Here is a 21960-nt window from a genome sequence, read left to right as displayed (position 1 = left end):
TATTAACCATTGTTGATCACGTAGTAATAATCAAAATCGGCATAAGATTGATGTTGGTAGCTATCGACAGCTGCAATAAAATTAAATAAGCCGGTAAATCCACCTATTTCCCCCGGTTCTCCATTGACGCCTTCATCCGATAAATAAAGGACATCTAGCGCTTGCATAATTGGCATCCATGCGTCATCGAGTCGGTAAAGTAGCGCAACCTTGCCATGTTGGTAGGATAATTTTAGTTCCACAACTCCGTTTGGGATAGCAATACGGTGATTGACATATTCGATTCTGGTACCCAGTTTTGCTTGTAGTAGGGTTAAAACCGGGGTCTTGAAATGTTCACTATAAGTTAAATGTAAATAGAGCCAATTATTGGAGTCATAATAAAGACCAACACCGGCGGTTTGTGAGTAGTGTTCCGGGTGGAATTCAACTTTAGTTTGAACGTAATAGTCAAACGAAGTAGCCCGAGTTGCCATAATCGACGGCGTCACTTGAGAAAATAGCGAGTTTCGCCCATATATTCGCAAATGACTATGGCGTTCATGGGTATTCACCCATTGGCTGGATTGATGTTGATAAGGCGTCATAAACGCTAATTGATAGCCATGATCGAACTCGTCAATCACGTCATGACTTATTTCGTCCTCAAGTGGTAAGGTAGAATCAAATTCCATTTTGGCTAAATTAGAGCCGTCTGCCATGACAAGCCAACCGTCATCAGTCCACTGCATTTTTTGGATTGAAGTTTCTCGACCAAGCGGATTGAGTAGTGTGTCTTTTATTGGTCTGGACATCAGATGAGCAATATACCAATCGCCGTTTTGGCTCTCAACAAGTGAGCCGTGTCCCGCTTTTTGCATCAGTGAATTAGGATTGAACATTTCAAAATGGCCGGCATCGGGATCGCCTAATGAAAATAGATGATTAGGTGAGGAGGTGACAATCGGCTCACCGGACGGGTGGGGCTGATAAGGACCATAAATATCTTTAGCTCGACCGATTTCAATACCGTGCGCATAGCCCGTACCACCGGCGGCTATTATCAAATAATAGTTATCAAGCCTTTTATAAATCTGCGGCGCTTCAGCGCAACCTCGAGTTGTAAAACCTTGCGTTAATCGATGCCACGGGCTGACGAGCTTTCCTTCAGCAAGATCGACTTGAGCAATGACAATATGCCCTGGTGCTTGATAACCTTGTCGGGTTTCCCACTCTAAAATAGTTAAATAATGTTTACCGTCATCATCATGAAACAGCGCCGGATCGAATCCGATAGAGGTAAGATAAATTGGCGCTGACCAAGGCCCTTTAATATCCTCAGCGCAAATGGCATAAGTATCAGCATTAAACTCTCGCCCTGCCATGTTTTTCATATGCGAGTATATTAGCCAAAATTTTTTATTTATCGAATCATAAGATAAATGCGGCGCCCAGACACCGGCGGGGGTATTTGTTCCGGATAAATTGACCTCACCATGTTTAAATACATAATCAATGAGTTGCCAATTAGCGAGGTCTTTTGATTGAAAAATTTGAATGATTGGATTCCAATGAAAAGTAGATGAGGCGATATAGTAAGTATCGTTAACACGAATGATTGACGGATCAGGAGACATGCCCGGTATCACCGGATTTTTTATTTTAGGCATTTTTATTTTCTCTTAATATTAGATTATGGATAAAAATACTTATCAAAAAAATAAGTTTTAAGGTTGTTTCGCCCAATATAATTTATCTATACCGATAATGTTATTATCAAATTTGGTTTCAAATTTATGAAATCTTATTAATGAGATATGTGTCACACTCTGAGTAATAAAATTTTCCGATTCAATTAACATAATTAGAAAAAGAGGGGTTAGCCTAACAAGTCATCTATTGGCTAATGCGCGTTATTTTTAGAATGGCAAAGAGAAATAGTGATAAATTGTTTAATATCGTTAAGAAGGCAAAGAAAGCAAAAAGGGCAGGGTAACAGGTGCAGAATACCCTAACAGGGTATTCTGCAAGTCATAATTATGACATCAATGGTTTAAGTTGCTGATAAATATCTCTAAAAGTAGTGCGTTGTTGCTGATAATATTGGTAGAGATTGCTATCGGGCTGATGCGTTTGAACAATTGGCAATGGCGCAAGCAGTTCGCTTATCGCCGTATTGGGATGACAAGCGATTTGCGCCAGTTTTGCTGCCCCTAATGCCGGACCCACTTCGCTACCTTCACAATATTCAATGCGATAACCAGAAACATCGCTCAGCAATTGTCGCCAATAACGGCTGCGGGCTCCGCCACCAATGACCAAAATTTTATCGGGTGTGACGCCAGTTTGATGAACTGCATCGATGCCGTCGGCAAGGGCATAGCTAACCCCCAGTAATACCGCTTTTGCCAGATCGACTTTGTTGTGTTGATAAGTTAAGCCAAAAAATACACCTTTAGCTTCGGGATTATTGTGAGGTGTTCTTTCACCGGATAAATACGGTAAAAAATAGACCGAAGGTTTGTCATCGATCGGTTGCGCTTCAATTAGAGTCAGTAAGGTTGGCACATCTTCAATGTCCAGTAACTGACACGCCCAATCGAGGCAAGAAGCACAGCTCAACATTACCGACATTAAGTGCCAGCGGTTGGGTAAGGCATGGCAAAAACTGTGAATGGCTTGCTCGGGGTTGCTAATAAACTGATCGGTCACGGCAAAATAGACGCCGGAAGTACCCAATGAGAGCATCGCCTGCCCCGATTGATGTAAACCTACCCCAACCGCACCGGCTGCGTTATCACCACCGCCAGCAATCACTGCAATCTGATTAATGCCCCAACGTTTAGCGATTTCATCGGTCACATAACCGGTGATCTGATTGCCTTCAAATAGCGTTGGCATATGGTGTCGTGTTAAGCCACAGGCTTTTAATAGTTCATCATTCCAATCACGCTTTCTTACATCAAGCCACATGGTGCCGGCTGAATCGGACATATCTGAAGCAAATTGATTGGTTATTTTAAAACGCAAATAATCTTTAGGGAGCAATACTTTATCGATCTGAACAAAGATGTCCGGTTCATGCTGTTGTACCCATTTTATTTTAGGGGCGGTAAAACCTGCCATCATTAAATTACCGGTAATTTGGCGGGAAGTGGGCACCTGTTGTTCTAGTTGGTGGCACTGAATATCACAACGTCCGTCATTCCAAAGTATTGCTGGTCTTAAAACTTGTGATTGTTGATTGAGTAATACCGCACCATGCATTTGACCACTTAAACCTATGGCTTTTACCGATTGTAAATTATGTTGCTCACTAAGCTCACGCATTGCCGTATCGGTTGCTTGCCACCATTGTTCTGGATCTTGCTCTGACCATAATGGATGTGGGCGGGACACGGTGAGTGGTTTGGTTAATGTTGTGACAATATGTTGTTGTTCATCCATTAAAATCACTTTGACACCCGAAGTGCCTAAATCAATACCAATATACATACTCTTCTCCATTTTACTGCTGACTACCAAGGTTAACGATACCGTTAACCTGATTAGTTTACAACCAACATTTAGCTTAGCCAAAGATTAATCGATTAACTCGATTTTCTAACTTCTCTTGTTCACCACTGTAAGGTTTTGGTTGTAGATTATTGGCTAAACTATACTGGGCAATGTCTTGTAGCGTCATCTTGCCTTGTAGGATTTGTTGACCTAAGTTTTCGTCCCAAGCGGCATATCGTTGCGTGACTTTTTGCTCAAGAACGTTATCTTCAATTAGTTTGGCTGCGCACTTCAATGATAATGCCATGGTATCGATTGCGCCAATATGCCCGTAAAATACATCATATTTATCAACACTTTGACGACGAATTTTGGCATCAAAGTTAAGTCCACCGGTTTTAAAACCGCCACTTTTGAGAATTTCGTACATGACAAGGCTATTTTCTTCTACACTATTTGGGAATTGATCGGTATCCCAACCTAGTTGCGGATCGCCTCGGTTAGCATCAAGTGAGCCAAAGATATCAAGTGCGATAGCTGAGGCAACCTCATGTTGGAATGAGTGACCAGCTAGTGTTGCATGGTTAGCTTCGATATTAACTTTAATCTCTTTTTCTAAGCCAAATTGTTTTAAAAAGCCATAAATGGTTGTGACATCATAATCATATTGATGTTTGGTAGGCTCTTGCGGTTTTGGCTCAATAAGTAACGCGCCTTTAAAACCGATTTTATATTTGTTTTCAACCACCAGTTGCATAAACTTGCCAAGCTGTTTACGCTCTTTTCTCAGATCAGTATTTAACAGTGTTTCGTATCCTTCACGTCCGCCCCAAAGGACATAATTTTGCCCACCTAATTGATGTGTTGCATTCATGGCGTGGACAACTTGTGTTGCTGCACAGGCAAATACTTGCGGATCCGGATTGGTGGCGGCGCCGGCAGCATATTTAGGATTGGTAAAGCAGTTGGCGGTGCCCCAAAGTAAGTTAACGCCGGTTTGTTGCTGTTTAGCCAGTAAAATGTCAGTCATGATTGCTAAATTATTGATATATTCTTGGATTGAATTGCCTTCGGGTGCGACATCAACATCATGAAAAGCATAAAAAGGCACATTCATTTTATAAAAGAACTCAAAGGCTATATCGGCTTTCGCTTTTGCATTAGCTAATGGATCTGAGCCAGTTTGCCATGGATAGTGAAATGCGCCTGAGCCAAACATATCTGTCCCAGCCCAACAAAAAGTGTGCCAATAACAAATTGATAAGCGTAGATGTTCCGCCATGGTTTTACCCAAAATGATTTGGTTGGGATTATAGTGCCTGAATGCAAAAGGATTGTCTGTTTGTGTGCCTTCGTAGTTGATGCGTTCTATTTTGTCGTAATAATGACTCATAATTTACCTCTAAATTTGGTTAATAAGTGGTTGATTAATCGTTATTTCTTTAAAGCCATTTTTAGATAGACTATCAATGGCTTAAGTGCTGTCATCAATATGCATGAATTTTTAACGCAACAACAATTATTAAATTTTGTACTATTTTTATGTTTTTTGGTTTTTGTGATGTAGATCAAACTCTATTGGTGAATTATTGGAATTGGAGATGAGCTGATGAGTGCAGAGCCTTGTTATGGCATGATGAAGATAATTTAAATAGCGGAAAATAATTGGCAATCAGACAAAAACCACCTCTACCGCTGAGCACGGTAGAAGTAGTATTCAGCCATTAATGGTGATCAATAAAAATAAATTTCAGTGCAAATAACACGGCAAAAATAATGACACATAGGTTTAACTCTTTAAATTTACCGGTGAAGGTTTTTAATACCACATAAGAGATAAAACCGAGCGCCACACCTTCGGTGATAGCAAAGGCAAACGGCATCATTAAAGCGGTGATAAAAGCTGGTGTCGCATCGGTTAAATCTGACCAGTTAACTTTAACCAAACTTGATACCATTAAAATACCGACAAATATCAGGGCGCCAGAAGTAGCGTAACTTGGTACTAAGTGAGCTAATGGCGATAGGAATGTCATCATTAAAAATAAAATGCCGACAACCACAGCGGTTAAACCGGTGCGACCACCAACTGAAATACCTGCAGAGCTTTCAATGTAGGTTAAAACTGAAGAGGTACCAAATAGTCCGCCAAGTGACGAGCTGAAACTATCGATTAATAACGCTTGACGCATTTTAGGGAAACGCCCTTTTTCATCACAAATACCTGCTTTATCGGTGAGTGCCAAAATTGTGCCGGATGAATCAAATAAGCTGACAATCATTATTGAAAAGATAACGCCCATAATGCCCACATTTAGTGAACCGGCCAGATCGACATGACCAACAACACTGGTAACACTAGGTGGTACTGAAGCAATGCCTTGATAGGTGATATTAGGATCAAGCCAAAGTGCCAATAGTGTGACTACAAAGATTGAAATAAGCACGGCAGCATGAAAGTTGCGAGCGGCTAAAATAATAATGATGAAAAAGCCTAATGAACCAAGTAATACTTTTAGCGATAAAATATTACCTAAGGTTAAGAGTGTTGCGGGCGAGCTAACTACAATGCCCATATTTTGAAACCCCATAAACGCAATAAATAGTCCGATACCTGCACTGATACCGACTCGTAAACATTGCGGAATATGCTCAATTAGCCAATGGCGCACTTTAAATAACGATAATGCAAAAAAGACTAACGATCCCCAAAAGATTGCCCCCATACCAACTTGCCATGAGTAGCCCATTGCGCCACAAATACCATAGGCAAAAAATACATTAAGCCCCATAGCCGGTGCTAATGCGATAGGTAAGTTTGCAAATAAGCCCATTAAAATGGTTGCAAACGCAGTAACAACACAAGTTAACACAAATACGGCTGAGGTATCCATGCCGGTTGCCGATAAAATGGAAGGATTGACAAAGATAATATAGACCATAGTAAGGAAGGTGGTGCATCCAGCAATAATTTCGGTACCAATGGTGGTTTTCTTTTTTTTCAATTGAAATATTTTTTCGAATATTGAATTCATAAGTTAAGGCCCAATTTTGGTTATTAAGAATGATTGTTTATCTAATATGTTGCTGTTATTTTTACCCGCATCAGTAACAGATAAAAATAGAAAAGATGTCGCGAGACAGCGCGACATCTTACAATAAACAGATATCTCACTGCGTTATTATTGCTAGTTATTCAGTTTGGTCAAGCGTTATTCTAAAGGTTTGCGATTACCGATTCGAAGATTAGCAACTATGGGACTATCATTTTCGACCTGCTTTCAATTATTTGAAGGTGATGTTTTGATTTTATTTGAAATGGTGTTTTTGGCGATATTTTTATCTTATGTTTCAATATTGAGTGGTAGCTAAATCGATTTGCTGATGTTGGCTTTCTCGGTTAAGCGCACCTAGGGTAACTAGTTTGATGAAGTCATCAATAGTGTTTTGCTACTAGCAAACTTTGTATCTTGTTTTAACGAGGCAGGATAAATTTTGCTTTTTAGCTCACTTTAGTGAGCTAAAAAGGCGGTGAAAGTGATTAACCTAAATCGAGTTTGTTTAAGGTAATTTTCACTTTCAAAATCCGGTGACTTTCGATCTGTGCAATTTCAAAAAGATAATCACCAATTTGCATGGTTTCACCCACTTCGAGTAGATGCTGGGCTTTTTCCATTAATAATCCGGCTAAGGTGTGATATTCACGTTTATCATCAATTGGGATAGGTACAAATCGGACTAGTTCCTCGACCGGGATATAGCCATTGGCAATCCATGTATGGTCTTCAAGGCATTGAATGTCATGTTTGGCATCAATTTCCTCTTCTTCCGTCGGAAAATCACCGGCAATGGTTTCAATGATATCGGTGACCGAGACCACCCCTTGCATTGAACCAAATTCATCGACAACAAAAGCAAAATGGGTTTTCGCCTTTTTAAATTGCTCTAACGCAACCAGTAAAGAGACCGTTTCAGGAAAAATGAGCGGCTGTTTGATCAGTGATGCAATATCAATAGGCTCTTTGTTTTGGATGACGTCTTTTAACAGATCGTTAACTTGTATGATACCCAAAGGCTCATCAATCGAATCGTTATCGGTGACCACCAAACGAGAGTGAGGATTGTCGAAGATCTCTTTTAGTATCACTTCACGGTCATCATTAATGTTGACCATATCGACATTTAATCGTGAGGTCATAATACTACTGACTGAACGTTGAGCTAATCCTAACACACGTTCTACCATGCTAAGCTCTTGATCATTAAAAACCGACTCTTTTTTGTTGTTATCTGAATCATCATCAATCGAGCTGTTATCTGAATCTTCTTCAGTATCACCTTTTAATAAGTGTAAAATCGCTTCGGCAGTCCGTTCCCGCAATGGTTTTTTGTTGAGTGCTTTTTTACGGTTAAAGATTGCCAACTGATTGAAGAACTCTATCATTATTGAGAAGCCAATAGCAGCATATAAATAGCCTTTTGGTATGGCAAAGCCAAATCCTTCTGCCACCAGACTAAAACCAATCATTAATAAAAAGCTTAAACAAAGAATAACAATGGTTGGATGGGAATTAACAAAATAAGCCAGCGGTTTACTGGCAACCATCATGATGCAAATTGCAATACACACCGCAATTATCATAACCGGAATATTTTCAACCATGCCAACGGCGGTAATGACTGAATCGAGCGAGAATACCGCATCAAGTACTACAATTTGTGCCACGACTGTCCAAAAGTGCGAGGTCTTTTTTGACTTACCGTCTTGATGAGAGGCGCCTTCTAACCGCTCATTAAGCTCCATTGTCGCTTTGAACAGTAAAAATATCCCACCGATAAGCATAATCAATTGACGAGCATTAAAACTGATACCGGAGAGTGAAAACAGTGGGGTCGTTAAGGTGACTAACCAACCGGTAAACATTAATAGCACAATTCGCGTAATTAAAGCGAAAGCAAGGCCTGTGACGCGTGCTTTATCTCGTTGGTTGGGAGGAAGTTTCTCGGCAAGGATGGCAATAAAAACAATGTTATCTATACCAAGGACGATTTCAAGTACAACCAGAGTGGATAAACCAATCCAGATTGTAGGATCCATGATCCATTCCATATGTCAGGTGATTACCTCTAATAAACACAGCACATGCTGCCCGATAATTCTGTCTGTAATTGGCTAAATAATCAATAAAATATTTGTAATTTTTAATTATTTTGACAAGAAGTTTCAGAAAACACCCATGTTTTAGTATAAAAACAGCTTATCTATTATTTAAAAAAGAGACCAAATCCAAAGCCATTGCTCAGCATCAATTACACTAAATCGCTCGCTATTTGTTAGTGATAAAAAATCACTATTAAATGAGTTTTCAGCAATGTTGATAATCTTTTGACAAGAAGTTTCAGAAAATGCCTATGTTTAAGTATAAAAAGTTTATCTATTATTTTAAAAGATACCAAACCAAATCTATTACTCAGCATCAATTACACTAAATCGCTCGCTATTTGTTAATGATAAAAATCACTATTAAATTAGTTTTCAATAGTATTGATAATCGTTTGACAAGAAGTTTCAGAAAATGCCTATGTTTAAGTATAAAAACAGTTATTTATTAATTTAAAAGAAACCAAACCAAATCGATTACCAACATCATCTACACTAAATCGCTCGCTATTTGTTAATGATAAAAATCACTATTAAATGAGTTTTCAATAGTATTTATAATCGTTTGACAAGAAGTTTCAGAAAATACCTATGTTTTAGTATAAAATTAACTTCGCCAGAAGGTTGGGGTAAATAAAACCAGGAGTGTGAAGATCTCCAGTCGGCCAAATAACATATCCACCACCATTACCCATTTCACAGGATCGCTGACATTGGCAAAATTATCGCTAACGCTACCAAGACCGACACCTAAATTATTGAGAGATGAAGCGACAATATAAAATGAGTCCGTTGCATCAATACCGGTTGCCATAATAATAAAAAGGCTGACTAAAAATACCAGCGCATAGGCAGAAAAGAATCCCCAAACCGATTCAATAATGCGTTCAGGTACTACCCGATTATTGAGTTTTAAGGTGTAAATGGCATTAGGGTGAATAAGGCGTTTTAGTTCTCGCGATCCTTGCATAAATAACAGCAGCACCCGTACCACTTTTAAACCACCACCGGTTGAACCGGCACAACCGCCAATAAATGAAGCACAAAGTAAAAATAGCGGTAATGAGGAAGGCCAGGTATTGATATCATCGACAGAAAAGCCAGCGGTTGCGGAGATAGACACCACTTGCAAGACAATTTTATCAATGCTCAGTCGATGTGGCTTATAGAAAAAGATAACAAAAGCGCAGATAGCAATGAGTATCAGCAAAATAAAAAGAAACGTTCTGAACTCCTGATCACGCCAGTAAACCTTGAGTGAAAACCCATTAAAGGCGGCAAAGTGGAGAGCGAAGTTACAGCCGGATAAAATAAGGAAAATAGTAACGATATAGTTAATTGTCGCACTATTAAAGTAAGCAAGGTTATCATCGTGGGTGGAAAATCCGCCCATAGAAATGGTTGAAAAGCTATGGGATATGGCGTCAAAAACATTCATGCCGGCAAACCATAAGCTTACGGCGCATAATGTGGTTAGTAGGATATAAATAGACCACAGCGTTTTGGCTGTTTCGGCAATACGTGGGCGCATTTTACTGTCTTTTTGTGGTCCGGGAATTTCAGCACGATATAGCTGCATGCCACCAACCCCTAATAATGGTAATATGGCAACAGCTAACACGATAATACCCATACCACCGAGCCACTGGAGTAATTGCCGATAAAACAGTAGTGCTTTAGGTAAGTGATCGAGTTTGACAATGGTTGTTGCGCCAGTTGTGGTTAAACCGGAGAACGATTCAAAAAACGCAGTACTTAAATTGAGATTGATATGATTGTCAAAAATAAAAGGGAAAGCGCCAATCGTCCCTAACACTAACCAAAACAGGACAACAACAAAAAAACCTTCTCGGGTATTGAGCTCATGGCGATGATTACGATTAGGCCACCATAATAGGCAACCGAGTATCAAAGCTGCAAAAAATGAACGAACAAAAATCGCACCAGCGCCGTCACGATAAATTAATGCCACTAGAGCCGGCAGTAACATAAAGACTGACAGTAGTGCAATAAGTAGACCGATAATTCGAATAATTGAGCGCCAATGCATCATTGTTTTAATCTCTATTTAAATCCACGAGATGCTTTTATCAGATCATAAGCAGCTTGAATTTCTTGAGCTCGCTTTTTGGCTGCTTCAAGCATCGCTTTGGGTAAACCTTTTGAGACTAATTTATCCGGGTGATGTTCGTTCATTAATTTACGATACGCTCTTTTAATTACGGCTATTTCGGCATTCGGTTCAATGCCTAACGTTTTATAAGCGTTTTGTAAATCGGACTGCGCCGAACGTCCCTGATAACCACCATAATTATTGCTTTGTTGATATTGATTTTGCTGATCATAATAATTTTCTTGACGAAAATGATAACTGCCCATCATCATTTGAATATACATTGCCATTTGTCGGCGTGGAATGTTGAATTCATCAGCAACAATAAATAAGATTTGTGACTCTTTTTCGTCTAAAGTGCCGTCGTTCAAGGCTGCTTGTATCAGTTGTTCACAAAAGATATTAAGTACATTTCGTCGATAACGGTATTGCGTATATAATTCCCGTAAGCGTGATCTAAGTGGGTAATCACTTGCTTTGCCTCGATTGAATGACTCTTGCGCCAGTTGACGGCTGTTATTATCAAGCTGCAATCTGTCCATAAATTGGCGAGCAAGGTTGATGTCATCTTGGGTGACTACACCTTTAGATTTACTTAAATGACCCAATACTTCAAATACAACTGTCAAGTATAGGGTTGGATTGGCTTGGGTTCTTTGTTCAGTCAATTTATTACAGAATGCTTGATATAGCATTGGGCCAACAAAAAAACCGAACACATAGCCCCAACCTGATTTGAGTATACTGCTTAATATAACACCAGTAATAATAGCCCAAATTAAAGACATATTATTCGTTCACCTCTATTTTATCTATCTTTTGCAGTCCGCGAGGAAGAGACGTCCCTTTACGTGCTCGCTCTGCTCTAAATTTTTCTAAATCAGCCGGATAAAGTGTCAGTTTGCGTTTACCAACATATAGGGTTATCGACGTTTCCGGCGTAATTAACTGCAAATAAGCTAGGCTATCGTCAGCCCCGGACAGGGAGATTATTTTATTTCCTTTGCCTTTCGCCAGTTCCGGCAGATCTTTTACCGGGAATATTAGCATCCGACCAGCTTTAGAAATCGATAACAATAAGCTATCTTCATTGGTGATCTCAACTGGATCAAGCACATTTGCGTTATTTGATAGGTTGATAATCGCTTTACCGTTTCGGTTACGGGTTACTAAATCACTAAACCGACAAATAAACCCATAGCCGGCACTTGAGGCCAGTAAGAATTTCTGATTATCATTGGCTGACATAAGTACTTTTTCAACGGTAGCACCTGCCGGCAATGCCAGTTTACCGGTAAGTGGCTCGCCTTGACCTCGTGCCGATGGCAAGGTGTTTGGCTCTACAGCGTAACTACGGCCGGTTGAGTCAATAAACACAACCGGTTGATTACTCTTACCTTTGGCTGCAGCCTTAAAGCTGTCGCCGGCTTTATAACTTAACCCGACAGGATCGATATCGTGGCCTTTTGCCGCTCTTACCCAACCCATTTCAGATAAGACAATGGTAACCGGTTCTGACGGTGTTAATTCTTGTTCGGTAATTGCTTTAGCTTCGCTACGTTCAACAATTGGCGAACGGCGATCATCGCCATATTTTTCCGCATCTTGTTGTAACTCTTTTTTGATAAGGTTACTGAGTTTTCTTGGCGAAGATAACAGTGCTTGCAGTTGATCACGCTCTTTTGCCAGCTCACTTTGTTCACCTTTGATGCGCATCTCTTCTAACTTGGCTAAATGGCGAAGTTTTAACTCTAAGATCGCTTCAGACTGGATTTCACTTAAATCGAAACGGCGCATCAGTTCGGCTTTGGGATCATCCTGATAGCGAATAATTTCAATCACTTCATCAATATTTAAAAATGCAATAAGTAGACCGTCTAAAATATGCAGGCGCTTTAACACCTTGTCTAAACGATAGTTTAAACGTCTGGTTACGGTATTGCGGCGATAGGCTAACCATTCGGTTAAGATCTCAACTAAACCTTTAACCGACGGGCGATTGTCTAGCCCAATCATGTTCATATTGACCCGGTAGCTTTTTTCCAGATCGGTGGTGGCAAATAGGTGGTTCATTACCTGTTCTAAATCAACACGATTTGAACGGGGCACAATGACCAGTCGAGTTGGGTTTTCATGATCCGATTCATCCCGTAAATCTTCAATTAACGGTAATTTTTTGGCTCGCATTTGCGCAGCTATCTGCTCAAGAATTTTGGCACCGGATACTTGATGTGGTAAATCGGTAATGACGATGTCGCCGTCTTCTTTTTTCCACACCGCTCGCATTCGAATGGAGCCCCGACCTGTTTTATAGATTTTTTCAATATCTTGTGGTGGGGTAATGATTTCCGCTTCAGTTGGGAAGTCCGGCCCTTGTATGTGAGCCATTACTTCAGTTAAAGTCGCATTTGGATTATCTGCTAACATAATAGCAGCGTTTGCCACTTCACGGATATTATGTGGTGGTATGTCCGTTGCCATACCGACGGCAATACCGGTGGTGCCATTTAATAAGATATTGGGTAATCTTGCCGGTAACATTTTCGGCTCTTGTAACGTTCCGTCAAAGTTAGGCGTATAATCAACAGTACCTTGCCCAAGCTCGCCTAATAGTAATTCAGCATATTTCGATAGGCGGGATTCGGTATACCGCATGGCGGCAAAGGATTTTGGATCGTCCGGCGCCCCCCAGTTACCTTGACCGTCTACTAATGGATAACGGTAGGAAAATGGCTGTGCCATAAGTACCATTGCTTCATAACAGGCGCTATCCCCATGTGGGTGATATTTACCTAATACGTCACCGACTGTACGAGCAGATTTTTTAAATTTAGCCTGAGCATTCAGCCCCAATTCAGACATGGCATAAACAATACGGCGTTGCACAGGTTTTAAACCGTCACCGATAAACGGCAGTGCACGATCCATAATGACATACATTGAGTAGTTTAAATATGCGCTCTCTGTAAAAGTACGTAGCGACTGAACTTCTACTCCGTCATGAGTTATCTCACTCATTATTGTTCCTCTAAATCATTCTTTATGTTAGACATCAAGTTGGACTTGATCACCTTTTTCTTGCAACCATTCACGACGATCTTCTGAACGCTTTTTAGCAAGTAACATATCCATTAACGCCATCGTTTCTTCTGAATTATCCAATGATAATTGTACTAAACGGCGAGTATTGGGATCCATGGTGGTTTCACGTAATTGCAGTGGATTCATTTCACCAAGACCTTTAAAACGTTGGACATTCGGTTTGCCTTTTTTCCGTTTTAGTTGATCTAAAATCCCTTCTTTTTCTTCTTCATCTAAGGCGTAATGCACTTCTTTACCCAGATCGATTCGATATAGTGGTGGCATAGCAACAAAGACATGCCCATGTTCAACCATGGCTTTAAAATGACGCACAAATAGCGCACAAAGAAGTGTAGCGATATGTAAACCGTCAGAATCGGCATCGGCTAATATACAAATTTTACCATATCGTAATTGGCTTAAATCATCACTATCCGGGTCAATGCCTATGGCAACAGAGATATCGTGGATCTCTTGTGAGCCTAATACTTCGTCTGATGAGACTTCCCAAGTATTTAAAATTTTACCTTTTAACGGCATTATTGCTTGATATTCCCGATCGCGTGCTTGTTTAGCTGAACCGCCCGCAGAATCTCCTTCCACTAAAAACAGTTCTGTTCGGCTCAAATCTTGTGATGAGCAGTCGGCAAGTTTGCCCGGAAGCGCCGGACCACTGGTCAATTTTTTACGGATAACTTTTTTTGAGGCTCTAAGCCGTTTTTGTGCGCTTGAAATCACCATTTCAGCCAGTAATTCAGCGACTTGTACATGTTGATTTAGCCAAAGGCTAAAGGCATCTTTAACAATGGCTGAAACAAAAGCCGCACTTTGTCGTGATGATAAACGTTCTTTGGTTTGTCCGGCAAACTGGGGCTCTTGCATTTTTACTGATAATACATAAGCACAACGTTCCCAAATATCATCGGCAGTGAGTTTTAAGCCTCGTGGTAACAAGTTGCGAAATTCACAAAATTCTCGCATTGCATCAAGTAGTCCTTGACGTAGACCATTAACATGGGTACCACCTTGCACCGTTGGGATTAAGTTAACATAGCTTTCCGTTAACAGCTCGCCTCCTTCCGGTAACCAAAGTAGTGCCCATTCAACTGCTTCGGTGTCGCCAGTATGGCTTCCGGTGAACGGCTCTTGAGGTAGTAGTGTGTAACCACTCACGGACTCCATGAGATAATCTTTTAAGCCATCTTGATAACACCAGCGTTGTTCGGTGTTGTTGATTTTATCTTTAAAGATAATCTCCAGTCCTGGGCAAAGCACCGCTTTAGCTTTAAGCAGATGAGATAAACGAGGCACCGAAAATCTTGGTGAATCAAAATATTTTTCGTCTGGCCAAAAATGGACTTTAGTACCGGTATTACGGCGACCACAAGTACCAATGACGTGCAAATCTTCCACTTTATCGCCATTTTCAAAAGCGATTTGGTACACTTGTCCGTCACGGTTAACCGTTACTTCAACGCGTTTTGATAAGGCATTAACCACCGAGATACCCACACCGTGAAGTCCACCGGAAAATTGGTAATTTTTATTCGAAAATTTACCACCAGCGTGCAAACGGCAGAGTAATAACTCAATTGCCGGCACACCCTCTTCGGGGTGAATATCAACTGGCATGCCACGTCCATCATCAATCACTTCCAATGAATTATCTTCATAAAGCGTGACTTTAACTTGACGAGCATGGCCTGCTATTGCTTCATCGACACTGTTATCAATAACTTCTTGCCCTAAATGATTTGGGCGAGCAGTGTCAGTATACATACCCGGACGATGACGAACGGGATCGAGTCCTTTAAGGACTTCAATATCAACGGCGTTATAAGTGGATTGTGACATAATTTTTCTAATTATTCGATTAAATGGGCTTATTATACCAATGTTTCATTAAGATGTATGAATTTAAATTTATAATGAATGACAAATCAGCTGTAATGATCATCCATTAATTGATAATAATTCTTATTTCATTAATTTATTTTAAGTTAATGGCAATTTTTATGGTTTTTTAAGTTTAATTATTGTAACGATAGTATTATCATAACCCTATCCCAATAAGAAATAAGGGAACCAAATGAGCAAGTCAGAACATAAGATAACACGTCGTGATTTTTTACAAAAATCAATCGCTATTGGTAGCGTAGCTGCACTAACTAATACGATTCAATCGCCTTTCGCTTATGCCGAACCAAAGTTGGATGGTAACAGTAACACGCCTAATCCCACCAATAAAGAAAAAATTTTTTACAGTGCCTGTTTAGTCAATTGTGGTAGTCGCTGCCCACTAAAAGTTCATGTTAAAAACGATATTATTACTAAAATCTCATCTGAAGACGGTATTAATGACCCTATCTTCGGTCAACATCAAATTCGCCCATGTTTGCGGGGGCGAGCGGTACGCTGGCGAACTTACGATCCGGAGCGTTTAAAATACCCTATGGTGCGAATAGGTAAGCGTGGTGAAGGTAAATTTAAACGTATTAGCTGGGATGAAGCAATAAATTTATTGGCGGATAAACTTAAATACACCATTAATCGTTATGGCAATGAAGCTATCTATTGTCAATATGGAACAGGTACCACTGGCGCAAATATCGCCGGACGCAGTGCTTGTAGACGGTTTTTAAGTACTATCGGTGGTTATCTAAATTATCATGGCGATTACTCAAGTGGACAGATAACTGCTATTAAGCCTTATATTTATGGCAATGCTAAAGAGTCACTTATCGATCAAATTAAACATTCAGATTTGGTTGTTATGTTTGGACATAATGTTGCAGAAACGCGAATGTCAGGCGGTGGGCAAGTAACGGAACTGTTTCATGCGTTAGCACAAAGTAAAGCCAGAGTGATTATTATCGATCCTCGGCGTAGCGAAAGTGTAGTTGGCTATAATGCCGAGTGGATCCCGATTATTCCCGGTACCGATGCGGCGTTAGTTGCCGCAATTGGCTATGCTTTACTGGAAGAAGATAAAATTGATGAGGCAATGCTTAATCAATATTGTGTGGGTTGGAATGCTGACTCATTGCCGGATAGCGCACCCCCTTTTAGTGATTATAAATCTTATATTTTAGGTTTAGGTGATGATAGAACACCGAAAACGCCGGAGTGGGCAGCAAAAAAAACCGGTATTCCCGCTAAACAAATTCGTAAACTTGCCTTAGATATTGTTAACGCTAAAGCAGCATGGATTTCGCAAGGCTGGGGAGCACAACGTTGGCAAAATGGTGAGCATACTACAAGAGCAATTATGATATTGCCTATTATCACTGGTCAATTTGGTAAACCGGGCACCAATATTGGTACTTGGGGCGGAAGCGTGACTTATCCGGTTCCGGGTCTGAATTTATTAAATCCGATTAAAACCAGTATTCCATTTTTTTTATGGACTAAAGCGATCGAATCACCGCAGAGCATGACCGCGAAGAATGCTTATATACTCGGTAAAGATAAATTGGATGTCGGTATCAAGTTTATCTGGAGTTATGCCAGTAATGTAATTGGTAATCAGCATGCCGATCTCAATCGAACACACCAAATTTTACAAGATGAATCTCAATGCGAATTTATCTTAGTGTGGGATACTCATATGACCGCATCAGCACGCTATGCCGATCTGTTATTACCGGATGTGTCATCAGTGGAAAGTAACGATTTAATTAATAATTCTTATGCATCCGGTGCTTACCATTATGTTATTCGTATGCAACGGGCTATTAAGCCACTTTGGGAAAATCGATCGTCTTATGATGTGTTAACTGAGTTATCAGAAAAAATGGGCGTGAAAGATAAATTTACTGAAGGGCGAACGCAAGATGAATGGATAGCGTATAGCTATGAAAGAATGCGCAAGCAAAATCCTGATTTACCGCCTTTTGCTGACACTGACGGTAAGGGTATTGTCGATCGTAAATTAGCGGATAGCGATGCGCAAATTGCCTTAAAAGCATTCCGGGATGATCCGATTAATCAGCCATTAAATACCCCGTCTGGCAAAATTGAAATTTATTCAGAAGCGCTGGCAAAAATAGCGAGTGAATGGGAGATTGAGCCGGACGATAAACTCTACCCAATTCCTGCTTATTTGCCTGCTATTGAAGGGAGTGAGGATCAACAAAAACGCGATAAATATCCGCTGCAAATGATTGGATTTCATATTAAAGGGCATTGTCACTCCTCTTATAGTAATCTTCCCCAACTACGAGAAGCTGTTGCCAGTAGTGTTTGGATTAATCCAATTGATGCTGAGCAAAGACAAATTAAGCATGGGCAATTAGTTGAAGTATTTAATGATCGTGGTCGGCTTTATATTCCGGCTAAAGTCACGCCTCGTATATTACCGGGCGTGATCGCTATACCTCAAGGGCTATGGGCAAAAACTAATGCTGCTGGTGTGGATATTGGTGGTTGTATTAATCGTTTAACCTCATTGCGCCCGTCAGTGTTAGCGAAGTCAAATTCGCAGCATACTAATTTGGTTGAAATCAAACCATTATCAACTATGCCAGCGGCATCATAATTAAAAAGGGAGATGATTAAAATGCAATATGGATTCTTTATTGATTCTTCCAAATGTACCGGGTGTAAAACCTGTCAGTTGAGCTGTAAAGACGAAAAAGATAATGCGCTGGGCGTGCATTTTCGCCGAGTTTATGAGTATGGTGGTGGATCGTGGCAACAAGTGGACGGGATTTGGCAAAATGATACTTTTACTTACTATTTGTCAATCTCATGTAATCATTGTGAGCAACCAACTTGCGTGCAAGGTTGTCCAACTGGTGCGATGCATAAACGCCAACAAGACGGCTTAGTGGTTGTTAATCAAGATGTGTGTATTGGTTGCCGCTATTGCGAAATGCGCTGTCCATATGGTGCGCCACAGTTTGATCATCAAAAGCGGGTTATGTCAAAATGCGATGGTTGTTATGAGCGTGTAGCCGAAGGCTTAAAGCCTGTGTGCGTCGAATCTTGTCCGCAACGTGCTTTAGATTTTGACGAGATAGGGAAATTACGTGAGCGTCATGGTGATGAACGTAATATTGCCCCTTTGCCTAATGCAGAGTTGACTAAACCGAATATTGTTATCAAACCACATGCTTTGGCTAAAAGCTCAGGCGATACACAAGGAAAAGTGCTCAATCCGGAGGAGGTATAATATGCATGAATTACCATTGGTTTTTTTTACGGTATTTGGGCAATTATCTGCCGGAATGGTGCTGTTAAGCAGCTTATCTTGCTTAATGAATTGTTCACAAGCTAATCCCATTATTCGTCAAAAAATTAATCTGTTAGCACTGGTTTTTATGGCTATTGGTATGCTGCTTGCCTCATTCCATTTAGGGCATCCTTTGCGGGCGTTAAATGTGATCTATGGGATTGGACGTTCGCCGATGAGTAATGAGATTTTCACTTTTGGTGTGGTATTTGGCGTTACATTCGCCTCAGTATTAATCCACTACTTTTCTCTCAATCCGGATAGCCAAAAACTGAAATTGATTAAACCGCTTTGTTTAAAGATTAATCGCCTTCCCTATATCAACCAGCTGATAGCCATCATCTTAATCCTACTGAGTTTAGTTTTTGTGTGGACGATTGTTCTAACTTACATGCTATCCACAGTGAAAACATGGGATACCAACTATACCGCAATTCAAATGTATACAGCGATGTTGGCGTTGGGTGGAATTGCTAGCGCAATGCTTGGGTTATATCGTTTAGGTAACGCAGCTTTTCTCATTGGTAGTGTATTGATTATATTATTAAAAATTCCTTATTATAATTTAATGACGACCATAAGCCCGGAGCTGGCTTGTGCGCAAGCAAGTTGGATGATTGCCGAGTGCATGTTAATCATAGTGGCACTACTATTGGTTGCTTTTAACATTTACCGTTCCAAACATAATGCAATAATTTATCTTACTGCTTTTGCTTGTGTGTTTATTGCTGAAGTTTGTGGTCGTATTGCCTTTTATAATTTATGGATGATACCGCTATAATTAACAATATAACTGACCGACAACAAGTAACGTCAATGAATAAAGAGAAAAGATTCGATAATCTCACTTGTGCGACCCTGGCAAAAGTACTGGGTGCTTTTTTCTATTATCCACCTAATAGCCAAACCGTTGAGCCGCTGCTTGAGGCTCTATTGCATATTGACCAACTGGCGGATTGGCAAAATCCAGAACTTATTAGCCAGCAATGCCAGATATTGGCAACCCAAATCAGCCATATCGATCTGGATTATCAATTCTCGTTATTGTTTGAAGGGCAAGGCAAAATGCCCGCCCCACCTTGGGGGTCAGTCTATTTGGATCAAGAAAAACTATTAATGGGGGAATCGCAAGAGCGCTATCGTCAATTTTTACAGCAGCATGGTTTAACGCTTAATACCGGTATGAATGAGCCGGAAGATCAGTTTGGTTTAATGCTAATCGCTTATGCGATATTGCTGGAAAAGCAAAAAACGCAAGCGGCGAATCAACTGATAGAGGAACACTTAGTGACTTGGTCATCAGCTTATCTGGATCAATTAAAACATAATCAAGTTAGCCAATTTTATCGGGCGTTAGCCGTGGTGGCAGAGCAGTATTTACTTTTGTTGTAACGCTTTATTACCATAATTAATCGCTTTGGATATGACACGATATTAGGCAAATTGATTTGATTGCTTACACATCCAGCAGCGCCAAATAGAAACGGTATTTATCCGCATTGCAGCTTTAACAAGATCAGGTATAATCCGCCCATAATAATTGAGGAAAGATATACGTTATGTTAGCTTATATACAACTGATGCGATTAGATAAACCTATCGGCATTTTACTGCTACTTTGGCCGACTTTGTCGGCAATATGGCTTGCTGATCCTCATCCTTCGGTTGGGCTTGTCGTTATTTTTGTGCTAGGTGTCATTGTTATGCGATCAGCCGGTTGTGTGATAAATGATTATGCGGATCGCCATTTTGATGCGCATGTCGAGCGAACGCAAGATCGCCCATTGGCACGTGGTGCCCTGACAGCCAAAAACGCCTTATATACTCTTTTGATATTGTTGTTAATTGCGGCCGGTCTATTGATCACATTAAATCGGCTGTCATGGCTTATTGCCGGCTTTGCCTTGTTAACCGCCATGATCTATCCGTTTATGAAACGTTATACTCACTTTCCGCAAATTATTCTGGCAATCGCATTTAGCTGGAGTATTCCAATGGTTTATGCGGCAACTATTGCTGAGTTTCCGTTAACTTGCTGGCTACTATGTTTAGCAAATATTTGTTGGACTATTGCTTATGATACTCAGTATGCCATGGTCGATCGAAGCGATGATATGAAAATAGGCATTAAATCAACAGCTATTTTATTTGGTCATTATGATACCTTAATCATTGGTTTATTACAGATAGTTGCGGTTTTTTGCATGGTGATACTTGGTTTAACTAACGATTTTAATTCAGTCTATTTTACCATTTTATTGATTGCTTCATTGCTGTTTATCTATCAACAATGGTTAATTAAAGACCGTGATAGAGCGAAATGCTTTAGAGCCTTTATGAATAATAATTATGTTGGATTTTTTGTGTATTTGGCAATATTGATAAAGTAAATTTGGAATATGCCTAGTCATCAAAAGCCAGCTAATTTTAAAAATCTTGTTAGTTTAATGATAAACAAATCTACTTGTTAATTTTCTAGCCTAATCTGCTTTAACCGATTGATATAAAATGGTGCTTTGCTGAAAAATCATCGTTTTTATACTCAAACGTATACATTTTCTGAAACTTTTTGACAAAGCTGTGGTGCTTACCCAATTTCTTATTCTCCTATTTGCTTAAGTGATGACTGTACGCTAATCGCCCGTCATGGCTGAGGCAGTTTGCCTAAGGCGATGGCCTTAAGTGAAATGTCACAGAGATTCACTATTAGCGATAAGTCACCGGTGTGCGACGAAGAAGTCCGCATTGGTATATATGACAACAACAGGGAAAGCATCAAAACTTCTCCACATCCCATCCGGTTTGCCTACTGTAACAACTCCAGAATGAGTAATAAGCTAAGCCATGAAACTGTGTAAATAAGCCAGAAAAACAGCGCTTAAAAAGGCCCAAAAA

At 40.2% G+C, this 21960-nt stretch carries 14 protein-coding genes; 5 read left to right on the top strand and 9 right to left on the bottom strand.

Going from position 1 to position 21960, the window contains the following annotated elements:
• Window positions 1-2: 2 nt before the first annotated feature.
• The 9 genes from J3U37_RS11685 to parE form a co-directional block, all read right to left on the bottom strand.
• Window positions 3-1649 (bottom strand): family 43 glycosylhydrolase, encoded by a 1647-nt coding sequence (locus J3U37_RS11685; protein ID WP_267375043.1) that lies wholly within the window; start codon window positions 1647-1649, stop codon window positions 3-5.
• Window positions 1650-2016: 367 nt separating this feature from the next.
• Window positions 2017-3474: a xylulokinase gene (xylB, locus tag J3U37_RS11680; protein WP_267375041.1), complete on the bottom strand. Its 1458-nt coding sequence runs from the start codon at window positions 3472-3474 to the stop codon at window positions 2017-2019.
• Between the two features lie 76 nt (window positions 3475-3550).
• Window positions 3551-4870, bottom strand: a complete 1320-nt coding sequence (xylA, locus tag J3U37_RS11675; RefSeq protein WP_267375039.1) for a xylose isomerase — start codon at window positions 4868-4870, stop codon at window positions 3551-3553.
• Window positions 4871-5201: 331 nt separating this feature from the next.
• Window positions 5202-6512, bottom strand: coding sequence for an NCS2 family permease (locus tag J3U37_RS11670; RefSeq protein ID WP_267375037.1), 1311 nt, complete (start codon window positions 6510-6512; stop codon window positions 5202-5204).
• 506 nt (window positions 6513-7018) lie between these two features.
• Entirely contained in the window at window positions 7019-8587 is a 1569-nt protein-coding gene (locus J3U37_RS11665) for a TerC family protein (RefSeq protein WP_416380013.1), read from the bottom strand.
• 658 nt (window positions 8588-9245) lie between these two features.
• Window positions 9246-10688, bottom strand: a complete 1443-nt coding sequence (locus tag J3U37_RS11660) for a TrkH family potassium uptake protein (protein WP_220219663.1) — start codon at window positions 10686-10688, stop codon at window positions 9246-9248.
• Window positions 10689-10702: 14 nt separating this feature from the next.
• Window positions 10703-11539, bottom strand: coding sequence for a co-chaperone DjlA (gene djlA / locus J3U37_RS11655; RefSeq protein WP_220218316.1), 837 nt, complete (start codon window positions 11537-11539; stop codon window positions 10703-10705).
• A gap of 1 nt (window position 11540) precedes the next feature.
• Complete coding sequence (gene parC / locus J3U37_RS11650; RefSeq protein WP_267375031.1) at window positions 11541-13769, bottom strand: DNA topoisomerase IV subunit A; 2229 nt, start codon at window positions 13767-13769, stop codon at window positions 11541-11543.
• A 27-nt stretch (window positions 13770-13796) separates the two neighbouring features.
• On the bottom strand, window positions 13797-15686 hold the full coding sequence (gene parE, locus J3U37_RS11645) for a DNA topoisomerase IV subunit B (RefSeq protein WP_220218314.1): 1890 nt from the start codon (window positions 15684-15686) through the stop codon (window positions 13797-13799).
• A gap of 235 nt (window positions 15687-15921) precedes the next feature.
• On the opposite strand from parE, the gene J3U37_RS11640 reads away from it, so the two are divergent.
• The 5 genes from J3U37_RS11640 to ubiA all read left to right on the top strand — a co-directional run bounded on the left by J3U37_RS11640 (window position 15922) and on the right by ubiA (window position 21455).
• Entirely contained in the window at window positions 15922-18369 is a 2448-nt protein-coding gene (locus J3U37_RS11640; protein WP_267375028.1) for a DMSO/selenate family reductase complex A subunit, read from the top strand.
• Window positions 18370-18390: 21 nt separating this feature from the next.
• Window positions 18391-19005, top strand: coding sequence for a DMSO/selenate family reductase complex B subunit (locus tag J3U37_RS11635; protein WP_267338058.1), 615 nt, complete (start codon window positions 18391-18393; stop codon window positions 19003-19005).
• 1 nt (window position 19006) lies between these two features.
• Complete coding sequence (locus J3U37_RS11630) at window positions 19007-19846, top strand: dimethyl sulfoxide reductase anchor subunit family protein (RefSeq protein ID WP_267375025.1); 840 nt, start codon at window positions 19007-19009, stop codon at window positions 19844-19846.
• A gap of 35 nt (window positions 19847-19881) precedes the next feature.
• Entirely contained in the window at window positions 19882-20457 is a 576-nt protein-coding gene (locus J3U37_RS11625; RefSeq protein WP_267375022.1) for a TorD/DmsD family molecular chaperone, read from the top strand.
• A gap of 167 nt (window positions 20458-20624) precedes the next feature.
• Window positions 20625-21455, top strand: a complete 831-nt coding sequence (ubiA, locus tag J3U37_RS11620) for a 4-hydroxybenzoate octaprenyltransferase (RefSeq protein ID WP_267375019.1) — start codon at window positions 20625-20627, stop codon at window positions 21453-21455.
• Window positions 21456-21960 lie beyond the last annotated feature (505 nt).

The sequence above is a fragment of the Gilliamella sp. B3172 genome (assembly GCF_026536465.1).
Lineage (GTDB): Bacteria > Pseudomonadota > Gammaproteobacteria > Enterobacterales > Orbaceae > Gilliamella.
This window is presented reverse-complemented; position numbering and strand designations above follow the sequence as displayed.